A 15,295-nucleotide genomic window follows, 5' to 3' on the forward strand; every position below is an offset into this window, starting at 1 on the left:
ACCTCCCAACCGTAACAACGGAGAGGAGGTTTGGTTGTGACTTATTCAGTTGGAAATTCGTAAATTCCTTGTTTGAAATTTTCAATGAGACGGTCAGCAATTTCGTCTGGAGTTAAGTGAGCGAGTTTTGCAACGTCTTCCACATAGGTCTCCTCCATGTCCTCAAACAACATTCGACGGTCAAACTTTATTCCAAGCTTACTTCCAGCAATGTGCTGTCTCTGCTTTCGGTCTTCTTCTTGGAGTTTAATAATTGCGTACAACTCGTCTTTGCGAATAAGTTCCAGTGGTTCCAGACCGTCAATTGCTCTCAAGCGGTTCACTTCTGCTTGAGTTTTGAGAAGCTCTTGAAGCAAGAACTCACGACTTTCAAGAGAAAGGGTTCCAGCTCCAACGTTGTATTCTTCTCCTCTACGTCCGTAACCAGCTTTAGTGACCCTCAAAGTTGCGTAAGCAATTGCTTTATATTTTTTAATGACCAGAGAGCGAACTTTTCTCGGTTGTCCTTGTGGTTTGAGTGGTTTATACCGTCCATACATTCTCATGTGAAGTTCTCTCCACTGGGTCAGAGGTTTGAGCCATTCATATTGTTTTGCCATTTCCTCTGTTGAACGGTCAGCGACAATGACTGGACACGTCCAGCAACCAAACCTTGCTCCACAAGCTTCAACGGACTTCTTCTCGACTCCCTTTGGATTGACGAACCCACACTCACCAGTTGCGTCTCGGTAAATTCGACGAATGTCCTCTGTGTCTCCCCAGAGAGTCGGTTGTCTCAAAAGTCTCCAAACGTCCTCAACTGTGAAGTCCACAATTGCCATGAAAATTTTTGTCCCAGCTTTCGTGAGTTTCCCTCCGTCATAGAGAGCAATTTTCTCACTGATAGAACGTTTCTCAATACTCCTTCCCCTTGAGACTGACTCGGAACGACGAACCCCACTCAATACAAATGAAGGAGCCAGGTCAACGAGGAAATTCTCTTGAGGTTTTATTTTAAGTCGGTCAGTACACCAACGAATTGACTGTGAAGGAAGTGGGTGACCTTTACCAAGTAAACAATAGAAGTAACCTCTCTCAACTGGACGTTCAACCATGTGGCCAGAGAAAGGAGCTTCTTCTCTTTTTGCCCAGTCATTGAACTTCTGGAGCTGGTCTCTCATGTAAATGTCAAGCTCTGGGTTTTCAACAACCGTGTCACTCATAACAGCGTAAACATGACGGTTCCGTTGCTCCTTTGGAAGTTCCATGATAGCTTCAGTGACCAGTTTGAGGACAGCGGTTGAGTCCTTTCCACCAGACCAAGCAACAGCCCAGTGACCTTTGTCGTTTTCGTCCAGATACATTGTTTTAATGTCCTCTTTTGCTTGGTGAACTAGCTCGTTGTAAATCTGCAATTCTTGTAAAAATGTACTCATTAGCCCAGCTCCCTAGTAATCTTGATAACTTTGTTTTTGTAGTCAATCTCCCAAGCTTCAGCAATTTCAGAGAGGAAGTCGTTTGAGTCATAAAGACAATGGAGTTGGAGCAAGAGCTCACCGTCTGGTTTGTAAATGTTCCAAGTTGCCTTGTGACCAGCGAACATAATAAAAAACCTCCTTGTTGAAGTGTCGTTTTCTACCAACACCAACGAGGAGGTCTTTTTCGTGTGACGTATTAGCCAATGAATTTTCTGTAATGGTCAGCAATCAGAGCTTTTTCAGACTTCACTGAATAGAGATAAGGTTCAATTCGTAATCTAATAGAAGACATTCCTTCAACATGGTCTGTTGGAATGTAGTAAATCGTTCCGTCATTGCTGTCGAACATAGCAATCACGTCCACGTCTTTCTTCTCATAGGGAGTCTTTGAAAAACCGAGAAGCTCTCTTTCACCATTGAATGTTGAGCCATGTTTGACTTGAACTTTGACGGAACGTCCTTCCTTTTCAGCAATAAAGTCATAACGTGCTGGAGTCGTGGGAAGGTTTATGGTATAACCTCGTTTTGCATACTCCAACATGACGGACAACTCACTGACGGTTCCGACCATATGAGCGTTTTTCTTTGCTGTGTTCACAGTCTCCCCTCCAGTATTTTCACAGTTTCAAAAATATCGTCGGCTTTATCAGCGAACCAGCCACGGTAACAAGTGAGAAGCTCGTGGAAGGAAACTCTTGGGTCTCCCACAAAATGTTTCATGTAAATTTGAAATGGAAGAAACCCAGCGACTCTTTTCACTTTCTTGTTGTCCACTTGGCGAACGGAACCGATTGAGACAATTTTGCTGGTTGCGTCACAACGAGTATAAATTGCCTGGAGTTCTTCTAAGTCCAAGTTTTGAGCTTCATCAATAATGACAAAGGAACGTTTCCAAGTTATCCCTCGAACGAATGAGGTTGTAATTGGAACCAGCTTAGGTTGTTGCTTTCCTTGTTCAAAAGTCCATTCCTCGAACGTTGCTGGGTGAACCAGTTCCAGAGCGTCAGCAATTGGAGCCATGTACGGAGCAGACTTTTGTTTTATGTCTCCAGTCAAGAAACCTTGTTCACGGACTGGAACAGCGTTACGAATGTAAATAATTCGGTCATAGTGTTCTCCCTTTATAACCTCATAAGCTCCAGCAAGAACAGCAAGCGTTGTTTTTCCAGTTCCAGCTTTAGCTTCACAAAATACGGCTTGAACTTTGTCAGGAGTCTTCCAGAGGTTCAACATATAGTCCAATTGGTAAGGGTCTCCGTAAACTTCAATTCCTCTCTCCTCAAGCCACTTCCAACGAATATCGTCAAAATTACCCAAGAGAACCTCTCCTTTGCGTTCTGTTGGTACACAAAAAGGAGTCCAAAGACTCCCTTGTGTTTTTTAAATAATTTCGTGTTCATGGTCAGCCAACAAGCGAACGTCTCCGTCTTTGTCAATGAAGTAAGCTTGCTCCTCTGAGTCAACATGAACCTCGAAAACGTCTCCAACTCCGTACCCCTCTGCCCAGTCGTCCTCAAGCATACGAACCCTTTTTCCAGAGTAGTCTTCAACCATTTCCAAGTCCTCGAACACAATGTTTGCAAAGTCTTGGAAAGGATTATCTCCAGTCTTTACGTGAACTCGTTCCGGTAAGTCGTAAGGTTTAATTCCTTTCATTGCAAACATGAGTTGCATTAATGGAGGAAATTCTTTGAACGGAGTTGCTGGAGAAATGCTTTCAACGACGAAGACGGAACCAACAGGAAGATTATGCGGGTCAGCTTTGAAGGAGTCACCAATTACACGAACTTTTTGACCGGCTTGGAACTTTGACATATAAACAACCTCTCCTTTTCTTCTTATTCATCTTTTATAGGAAGGGGGGAAGCTCGTTCCCTCCGTTTATTAGAAGACTTTCTCTGGGTCAACTTCCTCGTTGTTTTGCTGTTTTGCGTCACCGTCATTGTTGCTGGACTCGTCTTGAATTTCGTAACCGAGTAATCCTTCAACGTCGAAATCAGCGTTCTCCAAGTCAATTCCCATTTGGTTTGTTGACTTAATGTAAAGAGCTTTCTCGAAGAAGTTTTCTTCAACAGTCATTCCTTCAGCTTTTTCAAACCTTGCTTGGTCATCACCTTTAAGCTTTAGAATTGGGGAAAGCTTGTAAGCGGTCTTTGTTCCAGTACCTTGACGTTTCAGAGTGAAAGCAACGTCATTCAAACTGTCCTCATATTCCTCAATGTCGTCCATGAGTGTTCCACCTTGACCATAAGACACGTCAATGTAACGAACCATTTCCATGTCAATGTCATAGAAAGCGAACAGGAACCGAGTGGAAGGTTTCAGTTCTTTGTAACCTTCATGTTTGGAAGCTTCACACATTAAGCAACGGTTTTCACCGTCTCCAGTTGGGTTAATGCAAGGAGTTGTGTAAATTCCTTTTTCGTAAGAGCCATGAGCTTCATAAGTCGTATAATCTTCAGCACCAAGAACACGAACTCGAATGGAGTCTCCCTCTTTCTTCAAGTCCTTGTTGATTTTGATTTTTTTGTAATCAAGTTTCTCACCGTCTTGACGTTTCTTTTTTTCCAACTCTCGTTTTTTCATTTCTTCCTTGATTGACTTACCTTTGCCTGTGAAAACTGACATGAGCAACACTCCTTCTGTGATTTTTAAGTGAGTTATGTTTCTCACTAATTTTGACAACGGAAACCGTTGACGCTCGTGACAAAATGGTTTGAATTTCCATGAATCTTTTATGTTTACAATCCGTACAAAGTGGTATGTAAAGCAACGGAGCAGGAGCTTACAGCTCCCACTCAAGTTGAGTTGCAACAGAAATGTTTCCACACTCTATTGATTTTTTTAATGCTTTCAAAGCTCGTGACTTTGCTTGACGAATAGCGTCATTGTTTGCTTCTGCTCCAGTTTCTTCTTTCAGTACTTTCGCAATTGCGGAATTTAGTAATTCTGCGTCCCAATCGTGCTTGTTAGCTTTGTAAATCAGCGGAACGATTTTGCTATTACGTCCTTTAGTTGAAGCAACGAAGTCTTTTACAACTTGTGCCAGTGTCTTTTCGTTTAGTTTTTCAACAACCAGGTCTTCAACGGATTTCTGGTCAGAGCAGACCTTTTCAGCCATTGTCATGTCACCGTCTTCCCCAATCATTGCTTGAAGGGAAATTTCACGGTCTTTATATAGAGAGCGTTTTTCTGCTCCGAAGGCTTTGTTAATATCAATCAGTTTGCGTTTGCAAGCTGTGTAAATTAGTCCGAGAACGTTGTTGGTTCCGTCATTGTAACGTTCAGCGAAATCGTAAGCTTTCTCAATAGCAACAATCATAAATTCTTGAGCCAAGTCTTCTTTATCCATTGGAGAGTACATTTTGGAAGCGTACTTTTTCAGAAGGGGTTGAACCTTTTCAACGAACTGGTTCCCAGCGACTGCGTCTCCATTTGCGAAAGCAACAGCTAAAACGTTCATTTCTTGGTCAAGGTTTACATTGAATTTTTTCATGGTCTTTTTCCTCCAAATTTTGAATTTTTGTTTTGGTTATTTGCTCCAACGACACGGTCAATTTCGTGTGACAATGTTTTTGAAAAATTGGAACTGTACGTATAGCCGCAAAGCGGAAGAATTTTTGGTGAAGCTCTTTTCTAACAGCTCCAACGACAATGTCCATTTGCTGTGACAAACCTTTTAAAAAATTTTTTAATCTGTTAAATTACGTAATTTCGTAATACAAAGACAAACCAAAGCAGAAGAACTCCAGCTGTATAAAGCCAAGTGACAATTCTGTCCAACATGGTTTCAAGACCTCCTTTTCATAAATTACGAAATTTAGTAATTTAAAGACAACAAAAAGAACGTTCCTCCAGAGGAACACCGACTCATAGACTCTCATTCCTTTAAATTGTCATTGTTTGTTAGAAACAAAAGAAGTTAAAGGTTTTTAGAAAGAATAATTGTAAGTAAACTGGAAAAACGTTCTTTTATAGGAATTGCTATAAATAGTAATCGAGTTGCCTTTCTTGTAACTATTTCGTAATTTAGTAATTTGTATTTGTATTATATTACGTACGTAATTCTCTGGTCAATTACTAAATCTCGTAATCAGGAAAAAATTCCTAAACCAAAAATTCCCCAGAGGGTCAGTCCTCTAGGGAAAAAGTCAGCTCAACCGTGTTGGTTGCGTATTCAATTAGCTCGTCCGTTGGAATGTCATTCACGTCCTTGTAATGTTCTGGGAAGCTCATTTCTTCAATGTTCATGAGTCCACCAAGCTGACCGTGAATGGAGTTCTTCAACCGTCTGCCTTGTTTGTCATTGTCGGTTGCAAGCACCAGCGTTTCAATTCCAGAATCGAGGAGCAACCGTTTCTGTTTTTTAGTCAGAGAACCTCCCATAACAGCAATTGCTGGAAAGCCATTTTTGAAAAGCGTAATTGCGTCAATTTCGGACTCAACCAGAAACACACGTTTAGCTTTCTTTTTCATTACCAAGTCAAGTAAGTACAAGTGTTCACGAACTGGGTTGTTGTTATGATACCAAAATATTTTGTCCTTTACGGAGCGAAACTTGATATTTATGAGGGTTCCGTTCTTGTCGAAGATAGGGAAGGAGACTGCTTTTTTGTGAGGGTCATATCCTATTTTCAAAGCTCGTTGGAAAATTTCCTCAATCCCTCGTTTTTGCTCAAGGTAAGGGTGAGTGAATTTGAACTGGTCAAGAACGGAAAGAGGAATGACTTCATTGGACTTCTTTTTGGTTTCCCAACCTTCAAAGGAGAGTTCCAGTTCGTTTATATCACGGAACCCAACAATGAAGTATTTCTCTAGCAAATACTCTTGAGTTTCCTCCACTGTCTCATTTCGGAGCCAAGAGAGAAGCTTCACAAAATTCCCGCTTCTCCATTCACCTTCTCCTCCAGAGTCAATGAAAATTCCACCTTTGTCATAGGTCACTGCAAAGCTTGGGTGAAACTCGTCACGAAAGGGAGAACAAGCAATTAGCTTGTTATCTTTCCAGCGAGGTTTGGCCCAGTCAAATTGTCTAAGTTCGGACTCGAAGTCAACTTCAACTTCATAGTTCCCGATAAGGAGCATTTTTCAATCCCCTTTCCGAAATAGGTTTCGTACTCAAATACGTCCCCATTTACAACGAGACTGTATAAATGTTCCATACAACACGGGCAATAAATATCCCTTTCAGAGAAGCCTTTTTTGACGTTGTAAATGAACATTTCTCCACAGTCTGTTGTAATTTCATACATTCCACACTCAAGTTGCATACCTCGGAACTCTCCTTTCAGAAGTATAGGTTGTTTCTAAATGCTTCCACAGTGAAAATTATACAAAATTACGTAATTTATTGTAAATATTTTTTAGTCAATCAAGGTCAAATTTTTCCTCCTTTCCCTATCACTCATTATGCGAACAAGTATTCCGTATATCAAGAGGTTCCGAGGTAATTATTTCGTAATTTAGTAATATCAGAAATAGTCAATGTCACTTTGTTCTTTTATAATTCCATTGTTAAAGTCAGCAACACATTCTATGATTTTTCCAATAGCTCTTGGTTCACGTGCCTTTTTAATTGCCAGCTTTGCAATTCCGTCATAAGCGTCCAGCGTCATGACCATAGAGCTGTCTTGGATTGTTGCCGAAGTTTCGGAGAAGTCGGTCAGTTCTGGAGGAGAAATAATTCTCATTCCGTCCTCGTCTTCCTTTGCTTTCTCCTTTTGTGATTGAGCAGAAGTCTGGTGAACAATGAGTCCAGTCACCTTGTATTTGCCGAGTATTTGACGGAGCTTTCTGGAGGTTGCGGTCATTTTGTTCCGAGTTGAGTCAGCTTTCTCGTGAACCATTAAGTTGAAACCGTCAATGATAACGAATTTCACGTCTGGGTTCATTTGCAAGTCAGCTTCAAAAACGTCCAGTGAAAGTCCAACTGGTAAGTCTTCCATTGTCTTCACAATGTACGGAACATATTGTTTCTCTGGGTTGAAATCTTGAAGGAACTTCTTGAACTTCCCTTCTTGGAAACTGTCCAAGCGTCCTCGACGTAGTTTTTGGTTGTCGAAATGTCCAGCAAGTGTGTCCAGCCGGAACAGCTGTTGTCGTTTGGTCAACTCTGGAGAATAGTGAAGCACACCAAACCCAGCTTTCCATGAGTGGAGACCCATTTTTGAAGCGTACCAGCTTTTTCCAACGTTCGTAAATGCAAGCAACATGAGATATTCTCCAAGCTCCCAACCTCCACCAATAATATCATTCAATTCGTTGAACGGAGTCGGAATGAGAACATGGTTTCCTGGGTCTTTGGCTTCTTCATACAGTTGGAGACGTTCTTCACCGTTCGTTGCGTAATTGGTTCCCGACTCATAGTCAATGGAAGTTATTTGTTCAATTTTCTTGGACTCGGTTGCCAGCCATTTGACGAACTCATCTCCGTCCATTGTTTTGTAAGCTTGCTTTGCTCTGTGTTGGAGCATTTCAAAAGCGAGTCGTTTTCCTGTCCTAGCTTTCAGTTGCTTGCAGAGGTATTTGAACGTGTCTGCAACGTCTGGTTCATATTCAAAGTCCTCGAACTTTTCAACAATTGTCCGATAGTCTGGAGTGGTTCCTTCACTTTTTACATAGTCGTGAATAAAACTGAAAACGTCCGAGTGGTTCTCGAAGTCATGAACGTCCACTCCGTACTTGTAGACAACATAGAACTGTCTTTCATCAAGCATTTTGGAGAGAAGCTTCTGTTCTATCATTCTTAAAAACCTCTCTTTCTATGGTCTCTACCCTCAAAAGCGAGAAGCTCACAAGAGCCTTCAATTCTGGAACGAATTTGCTCTGAAAGTATCTTTCCAACGGTCTCAATTGGTTCGTTGCTGGTAAGAATTATTGCTCGTTCCTCTGTGACCCTTTCGTCAATAATTTCATACATTTCATTTGTAAAACCTTCAGTTGCTCCACGGAGGGCAATGTCGTCAATGACCAGCAAGTCCGTGTCAATCATGAGCTTTTTCAACTTGTAGAACTTGGAGGAAGCTTCCTCTAGTTCCTCTTTCATTCCTCTGAATTGAGCGTTGTAAGAGTTTTGGAGTTTTGAAGCCTTGACGAACAGAGCTGGAAGTTCTTTTATTTCACGTTCTCCTTTAATATGCTGAACCAGTCTGTGAGTCAAGTAACTGTTCAAAATGGTAATTGCCGAAGTGGTCTTCCCTGTTCCAGTCCCTTTTGGATTCTCTGGACACGGAACCGAGTAAAGGTAAAGACCCACTCCTTCGTCAATGAAGTCTTCAATATTTTCACAAATTGAAATGATAGCTTCATAAATCTCTGGATTGTCCTTCTTTATTGGGAGGTTATGCTTTGTTGCGGTCTTGTATTTCTTTGGAACACCAGCAAGACCAACCACACCAGACTCCCCAGACTCACCGTGAGCTTTGCGGAAAGGGAAACAGAGGTCATGACAGTGACTCGGTTTTCCAGCAAACTTGCAAACAGGAGCCATGAGACAACGTTCTTTATTGGTTTCGGTCATTAGCGTTGTCCTCCTTTTCTCTTAATTCTTGCCATTATTGAACTCAAAGCAACGTCATTCCGTTTAGTTGCTTCAACGGACTGTTCTTTCATTTGTGACACACTCTCCTTCTCTTTCTTCAATTCCTTCAAAGCTCGTTCAACGACCCATCTCCGAGCAATCACTGAAACTTCCAAAGGATATAGGGAGTTATTGCCCCAGGTCTCGTATTGGTCAGCAACAATTTCACAAACCTTTTTAATGTCGTTGTTTATCAGTTCCGAGAAAAGAGGTTCAACAATTTTCATTTGTTTCATGAGTCTTGGGTAATTAGGTTTCTTGTCAATTCCTTTGTCCTTCAATATTCCGTTGAAGTATGAAACAATTTGTTTGTTGGTCATTCTTTCACGGTTCATAGTTTCAAGCTCCTCTTTGCTATTATTCTTTAATACTTGTTCTTTATATGTTTGTTCTTTAGTCATTTCAAAAAGTGAAGCACTAAATGGTTCCAGTTTTTCAGAATTTGAAATACTGGAGTCTAGTATTTCAGAATTTGAAATATTAACTTTCTCGTTGAACTGACTAACAAGAGGGTTGGGAAGTATTTTGTAGAGGTTGCGAGGTTTCTTTCCGTCATAGTAGTCCTTGACTTCCATAATTGGTTTTCCTTCATAAGTGAAATCTTTCAGCTCGTTGACAGCTCTCTGAACCGTTGTCAAACCAATTCCAGTGAGTTCAGCAATTTGCTCCAATGTAATGTTTGAATGACAAGTTGTGTCTTGGTGAGACGCTATACATTCAAACACGGTCTTGTTTCTGAATCCGAGCGTCTGAATAATGGTCTTTGTTTCACCTTTGCCAATATAGTGAAATGCGTCATACTTCAATTTGACAAAGCGGTCAGAGGGTTCAGTTGTGTAATTGCATACGGACTTCTTGGTCACACGGTCTTCCCTCCTTACGAATGTTTTCCACCAGCTTCAACGAGAAAAATTATTGTTTCGTGACCAAATAAAAAACCGTCTTTCGACGGTTTAAGGAGTTTTTTTCGATTTTATTGTTCAGCGATATTTTGAGTATAGTAGTTGTACCAAGCAGAAAATTCGCCGTCATTTACGCTCTTATTTTTAAGTTGTTCTATTGCTTCCCCTTTTACTTTGTCTCTAAAATCCTCAAACGTTATCGTATCAGTTGGATTTTTAGCTCTATAATTCCCATACTCATTTGCAATTTTGTTCGTTAGAGTTACACCAATGTGAATGTCAAAAAACTCTTTAAGGATAAGTTCTCCACCTTGTTTCGCAAAATACCCAATAACACTTTTAGCAATGAATGTGATAGCTTCTGCCAACATACCTAATTCTCCCCCACTCTTTAGCATTTTTACCAATCAAGCATATAGGAGTGAGAATTAGTGTGTCAATTTACTCCTCAACTAAATAAAAAAATGCTCACTCGGTTGACCAGACCAAGTGAGCGAAATGGAGGGAATAAAGACCATAGGGAATTTATTTCTTTGTGAGAAGCTTTGTTTGGTCATATAGACCAGAAGCAGAAAGTCCAATCATCATTCCAGTAATGACCTTTGTTGGAATGTCTCCGTTCCCAATCATAGTGAGACCAGCACCGACACCGAAAATGAGGTTCATTAGTGGAATGTATTTGTTGGAGAGACCAAGTTGTTTTGCCACTTGACCAAGACCAACAAGGACAGCAATGATAATTCCAAACTCAATCATTTTGAGTCCTCCTTTCTGTTCATTACACTCATACCAACGAGGAAGTAAGCCTCTTGTGACTTAACGTTTGAAGAAGTCCTTCATATCTTGACGAATCTCGTCCACGTCGTCAGCGAGCTTCTCATATTGCTTTGCAAGAGACTCAAACTGACTGGAAATGTTGTCGATAAAGTTCATGAGCCTTTCTTCTCGTTTACGACTGTCAAGTATTTGATAGAGGAACAATGCCACGAACATGACAGCAAATAACCCCTCTTTTGAAGCAAGTGACATGAGTACGTTCTCCACTCCAGACTCCTCCCTTCTCTTTAAAATAAAAAAGACCTTCAACGGTCTCCTTGACTCGTCAAAGGTCTTTGGTCAGCTCTTGTTTATTTCAACGGACATTCCAAGAATTAGTGACCTCTCATTTTAACCAGAAGTTTAGCGTTTTGGTCAGCGGTTCCCTTGTATTTTGCAATTCCGTATTTTTTAGCGAGTTTCTCACGGTTTGCAAAACTGGAGTCAACGTTGATTGACTTTAAATAGTCAACCAGGCTATTTGTTTTCTGGTCTCTTTTAGGAGCTGGAGGAGTCACTGTTTTTGTAGCTGGTTGAGGTTTTGGAGCTGGAGCTGGTTGAGGACTTGATTTTGTGGGAATGTTTATCACTTGACCAATTTGAAGCTTTTTAGAGTCAACTTTTGGGTTTGCTTTCAGCAAATCGTCAACGTTCAAATGGAACTCGTCAGCTATGCCATAGAAAGTGTCTCCCTTTTTGACAGCGTATTGAGTATATTTTCCGTTCGGAATAACCAGATTGGTTCCAACTTGCATTGCACGAGCGTTTACAGTTGGGTTTGCTTTTTGAATGTCAGCAACGTCCATTTTGAATTTGTTTGCAATGGAGTAAAGAGTGTCTCCTCTTTGGACAATGTAATGGCCGACTGTTGCTGGTTGAGCTGGAGCTGGTTTCACTTGAGGTTTAGGAGTTTCAGCGTAAAGCTTTTCATAAACGTCTCTCTTGAACTTCTCAAAACCAGCTGGGTCTTTTACCCAGAAAGCAGGACAGTTCTTGTGAGTTACGTCATAGTGACGGAAGAAGTGTTTCATTGGGTCAAGCTTGTATTGCTTACAAAGAATGACACCATATTCAACAGCATTTTTATAAGTTTCTGGTTCAAGGTTATTGTTTGCGTCAACACAAAGCTCAACCCCAATTGCTGTGAAGTTTGCATTGGTTCCGAAAATAGGAACGTAACAAACAGAATGGTCATGAGCATGGTAAGCAACCTCATCATGCGGAACCATGTGAATGACTTGAGTTTTGTCAATTGCGTCGTGAGCTGAAGCGTAACGTCCTTGACGAATACAAGTTCCGTCAAAATAGTCACGAATGTTTTGAGCTGTTGCTTTCGGAGAAGCTGTATAATGCCACACGACACCGAAGACACCTTTGTTCTTTTGAGCTGGACGAGTGTACTTATTAACTCTTACATATTGAGTTTTTATTTCCATTACCAATTTCTCCTTTCCGTAATTTAGTAATAAAAAGGAGCAAGGACTCTCACCTTACTCCTTTTTTGCTTCTCATTTATAAAGCCGAACATATTTCAGTTCGGTTGCAACTTCTTGAACAGCTTTCCAAAGAGTGGACAACATAGAATATAAATCAATTCCATCCTTGTTTACCGAGAGAAGCTCGTCTGGAACCTCGTCTGCCATTAGACCAACACGAAATTCTGGAGCCTTTCTCCCATTCTCCACAGTCGTCAAGTCCGTCAAATAACTGTAAGTGTAAACTGGAGTATTCTTGACCTTTAAAAGAGCGTCTCCACCAAATTTTTGTGAATACTTCTGAATATTGGTTTTGAGTTTTCTATCAGAGGTTGTTGTAAACGAACCAGCTTTAATTGTTGCGTTTCCACTTGTCTTTGAAGAAGCTGTGTCAGCTGTGAAGTGGTATGTGTTGTTTGTTTCGTCATACCATGTTTGGTCATAGTTGCCTGGAGGAGTCCAAATAATAGTACGGTCATTGTCAATGTAAATGTCTTGAACGTGCAATGCACCATTCAAGTTTGTACTATTAGAGTAAATTCGTAAGACTTCAATATTTGTACTAGCGGTTCCAGTTCGAGCAATCCTCAATTCAGCGGAAGTGTCATTCAAGTCCTTACCAGCTTGAATGTATGCCGAGTTAGCGTCAGTAACAAGTCGGAGGTTAATAGTTTCGGTTCCACCAGTAGCGTTCGGGATAATAAACTCACCTTTTGGAATGATAAGTTTTACTCCACCAGTGTTATTTCCAATCTTTACTTGACCTCCTTCATTCTGAAGGTAAAGAACACCAGCGGAACCGTTCTGGTTTGCAATAATTTCGTTTCCGTCAATTTTGATATTGTCACCATTCTCCGAACCAATCCTCAAACCAGCGTTTGTGGAAGTTGGAGAAGCGTCTCCAGTGTAATCAATGTTCAGATAACTTCCCACATTTATTCCACCGTCAACTTTTACAGAACCAGCAAACCAACCGTCTCCTCCAGTCCAGAACTTAATAGTTTCTGGGTCATTTGTTCCGTGAATAGCAACATAGTCATTGACGTTGTCATTGTCGTCAGTAGGACATAAATGGAGGACTCCTCGGTTTTGGTTTGCTGAGTCAGAAGAAGTCTCGTGCATAATCCAAGCTGGGTCATTGGAGCCTGAAGCTGGTTTGAATTTCAAGTAAGTCTTGTCAGTATTAGCTGTAAAGACCCCTCCAACCTTTGTTGTACCTTTCTCGGTTGCATACAACCATAAGTCACCAGTTACTTCAAAAGAATTGCTATTTTGAGGGAACATATTGACCGAAACAGACTTTTTCACGGAGTCAATGAAAGCAATTGGTTGACCAGTTCCAACTTGAGCTGGTTCCGTATGAGGAAGGAGTTTGTCACTTGCAACAATTTCAAATTCCCATGCTTTCGTGTTGTCCAAGTCAAGAATTACGTTGTTTGCTGTGTAGGTTGACCCAGAAATTGTGAAAACAATTGCTGTGTCGGCTGACCAAGTTGTTGTTCCTTTCACTCGGTAACGATAAACAAGGGAATCAATTGTGTTCTTGATTGTTGTTCCAATCGTAATCGGAGAGAAGCTTCCACTTACTTTCATTGTGGTTGAGTTCTCGAACTTGTTTGCACGACTCAAGGAAACGGAAACAACTGGTTCAGCGTAAGAAAGAACTTTGACGGTTGTCGTCACAGCAGTTGAGTTTCCTCGTGAGTCGTAAACTGTCACGGTCAAAGTCACGTTGGTCGAAGCTGTAATTTTCCCAATAGTTACGTTCCCAGTTGCGGTAGTAATTTCCCCAGTTTTACCGTTGACGGTCACAACGTACTTGGAGAAAGTAGCTCCGTTTTTCATGCTTGCAGAAGTGTTGACGTAAACTCTCAAGTCTGACTGGTTTTGGACAATGTAAGAACTATCATTTGTTACACCAGTTGTTTTTGAGTTCACGTCAGCGTAAGAAATGGACGAAGCTGAAAACGTTGGGTTCGAGTTCCGAACGTTCCAGTTTACGTCATAGTCCGTATATGTCCGAACCAGCTCACCGTTGTAATAGGTATATACTCGAATATTACCGTCAATGTTGTTGGAGTTCGGAGTTGCGTTATAAATCAAGTTCATTTCGTCTTGAGTCAAAGTGTAGGACGTTGAAGTTCCAACTCCAGTTAAACTTTTAACTTTAATTGCCCCAGTGTCAGCTGGGTTTCTGACCCATAGCTCAATTGTGTGAGTGAACCCAGAGTTTGCTCTGGAAATATTCACTGTGAGCGACTGGTCAATGTAAACTTCATTTGCAGAACTTCCGAAACCATTGACAGAGGAAACACTTGAAGCACTAGGAGCTGTGATTGTTCCAGTGTAAGTGTTCGTTCCAATTGGAGTTCCACCAGAATAAGTTATCAACTCAATTTTTGAAGTTGTGCTGGAACCTGTGTTGAGTACGTTGAAAATTTCCGTGTTGTCAGTAGTTGAGAAGCTCACCGTTGTTGAGGTTCCTATTCCAGTGATTGTTTTGAGAGGAGTTGTGTCGGAGCTTGGAACGTAAATTTTGACCGTATGTGTGAAATCAGCGTCAGCTCTGGAGATAGAAATTGAAAGGTTGTTTCCAGCTGTCCAGCTTGCCGAAGAAGTCAAAGTTGAAGCTCGTGGAATAGTGTTCAATGTCACGGTTCCAGAGCTTGCTGTGACCGTTCCATAATAAGTTCCTCCGAGGGTCAATTCAATTGCAAGAGAAGCTGACATTGAGAACGACTTTGTTCCGTCAGAGTTATGGTAAACACGAGTTGTCTGTGTGTGAACAAGTGTCGAGTCTTGGCCAGAAAGCTTTGCAGAGAAAGAGAAGCTCTCTGTGTCGTCACTTCCAGAAGAATTGTAATTGAAAATTGTTGAGGAACCACTCTTGGTTGTTGACGTGTAAGTCGTTCCGTAAGAGTCCGTTGACTCCCAATAGACTTTGAGAGTTACATCAGTATAGTTCCCAGAAACAGACTGGGAACCTGACCAAGTACAACGAATCCTCCAGTGAGAGTCAACTGTTTTTGAGAAACTACCAGATAGAGCCATTCATATTCCTCCTCG

Annotated in this window: 16 protein-coding genes; all 16 read right to left on the minus strand. The window is 41.1% G+C overall.

The features are described 5' to 3' along the window. Window positions 1-41 precede the first annotated feature (41 nt). Entirely contained in the window at window positions 42-1,415 is a 1,374-nt protein-coding gene (locus tag ABES03_RS08510; RefSeq protein ID WP_430116827.1) for a phosphoadenosine phosphosulfate reductase family protein, read from the minus strand. After that, complete coding sequence (locus ABES03_RS08515; protein ID WP_430116829.1) at window positions 1,415-1,582, minus strand: hypothetical protein; 168 nt, start codon at window positions 1,580-1,582, stop codon at window positions 1,415-1,417. The genes ABES03_RS08510 and ABES03_RS08515 overlap by 1 nt, the downstream gene beginning before the upstream one ends. A 71-nt stretch (window positions 1,583-1,653) precedes the next feature. After that, window positions 1,654-2,055, minus strand: coding sequence for a group I intron-associated PD-(D/E)XK endonuclease (locus ABES03_RS08520; RefSeq protein ID WP_430116830.1), 402 nt, complete (start codon window positions 2,053-2,055; stop codon window positions 1,654-1,656). After that, window positions 2,052-2,774 carry a PhoH family protein gene (locus tag ABES03_RS08525; RefSeq protein WP_430116832.1) on the minus strand — a complete coding sequence of 241 codons (723 nt, stop codon included), beginning with the start codon at window positions 2,772-2,774 and terminating at the stop codon, window positions 2,052-2,054. The genes ABES03_RS08520 and ABES03_RS08525 overlap by 4 nt, the downstream gene beginning before the upstream one ends. A 63-nt stretch (window positions 2,775-2,837) precedes the next feature. Beyond that, window positions 2,838-3,272 carry a hypothetical protein gene (locus tag ABES03_RS08530; RefSeq protein ID WP_430116834.1) on the minus strand — a complete coding sequence of 145 codons (435 nt, stop codon included), beginning with the start codon at window positions 3,270-3,272 and terminating at the stop codon, window positions 2,838-2,840. A 69-nt stretch (window positions 3,273-3,341) separates the two neighbouring features. Further along, entirely contained in the window at window positions 3,342-4,085 is a 744-nt protein-coding gene (locus tag ABES03_RS08535; protein ID WP_430116835.1) for a hypothetical protein, read from the minus strand. Between the two features lie 157 nt (window positions 4,086-4,242). Beyond that, the gene (locus ABES03_RS08540; RefSeq protein ID WP_430116837.1) at window positions 4,243-4,953 is read right to left on the minus strand and encodes an RNA polymerase sigma factor; all 711 of its coding nucleotides are present in this window, start codon (window positions 4,951-4,953) and stop codon (window positions 4,243-4,245) included. Window positions 4,954-5,588: 635 nt separating this feature from the next. Continuing rightward, on the minus strand, window positions 5,589-6,542 hold the full coding sequence (locus ABES03_RS08545; RefSeq protein WP_430116838.1) for a toprim domain-containing protein: 954 nt from the start codon (window positions 6,540-6,542) through the stop codon (window positions 5,589-5,591). A 386-nt stretch (window positions 6,543-6,928) separates the two neighbouring features. After that, window positions 6,929-8,200 carry a DnaB-like helicase C-terminal domain-containing protein gene (locus ABES03_RS08550; RefSeq protein WP_430116839.1) on the minus strand — a complete coding sequence of 424 codons (1,272 nt, stop codon included), beginning with the start codon at window positions 8,198-8,200 and terminating at the stop codon, window positions 6,929-6,931. 2 nt (window positions 8,201-8,202) lie between these two features. Further along, window positions 8,203-8,976 carry an ATP-binding protein gene (locus ABES03_RS08555; protein WP_430116840.1) on the minus strand — a complete coding sequence of 258 codons (774 nt, stop codon included), beginning with the start codon at window positions 8,974-8,976 and terminating at the stop codon, window positions 8,203-8,205. Then, on the minus strand, window positions 8,976-9,899 hold the full coding sequence (locus ABES03_RS08560; RefSeq protein WP_430116841.1) for a hypothetical protein: 924 nt from the start codon (window positions 9,897-9,899) through the stop codon (window positions 8,976-8,978). Before ABES03_RS08560 ends, ABES03_RS08555 begins: the two co-directional genes overlap by 1 nt. Window positions 9,900-10,009: 110 nt before the next feature. Further along, window positions 10,010-10,309 carry a hypothetical protein gene (locus ABES03_RS08565; RefSeq protein ID WP_430116843.1) on the minus strand — a complete coding sequence of 100 codons (300 nt, stop codon included), beginning with the start codon at window positions 10,307-10,309 and terminating at the stop codon, window positions 10,010-10,012. A 154-nt stretch (window positions 10,310-10,463) separates the two neighbouring features. Then, window positions 10,464-10,694 (minus strand): holin, encoded by a 231-nt coding sequence (locus ABES03_RS08570; protein WP_430116844.1) that lies wholly within the window; start codon window positions 10,692-10,694, stop codon window positions 10,464-10,466. A 60-nt stretch (window positions 10,695-10,754) separates the two neighbouring features. Continuing rightward, window positions 10,755-10,982, minus strand: a complete 228-nt coding sequence (locus ABES03_RS08575) for a BhlA/UviB family holin-like peptide (protein WP_430116845.1) — start codon at window positions 10,980-10,982, stop codon at window positions 10,755-10,757. 107 nt (window positions 10,983-11,089) lie between these two features. After that, complete coding sequence (locus tag ABES03_RS08580; RefSeq protein WP_430116847.1) at window positions 11,090-12,190, minus strand: LysM peptidoglycan-binding domain-containing protein; 1,101 nt, start codon at window positions 12,188-12,190, stop codon at window positions 11,090-11,092. A 72-nt stretch (window positions 12,191-12,262) separates the two neighbouring features. Next, on the minus strand, window positions 12,263-15,280 hold the full coding sequence (locus tag ABES03_RS08585; RefSeq protein ID WP_430116849.1) for a DUF859 family phage minor structural protein: 3,018 nt from the start codon (window positions 15,278-15,280) through the stop codon (window positions 12,263-12,265). Between the last annotated feature and the right edge of the window lie 15 nt (window positions 15,281-15,295).

It is taken from the genome of Neobacillus rhizosphaerae (genome assembly GCF_050477885.1).
GTDB classification, from domain to species: domain Bacteria; phylum Bacillota; class Bacilli; order Bacillales; family Cytobacillaceae; genus Neobacillus; species Neobacillus rhizosphaerae_A.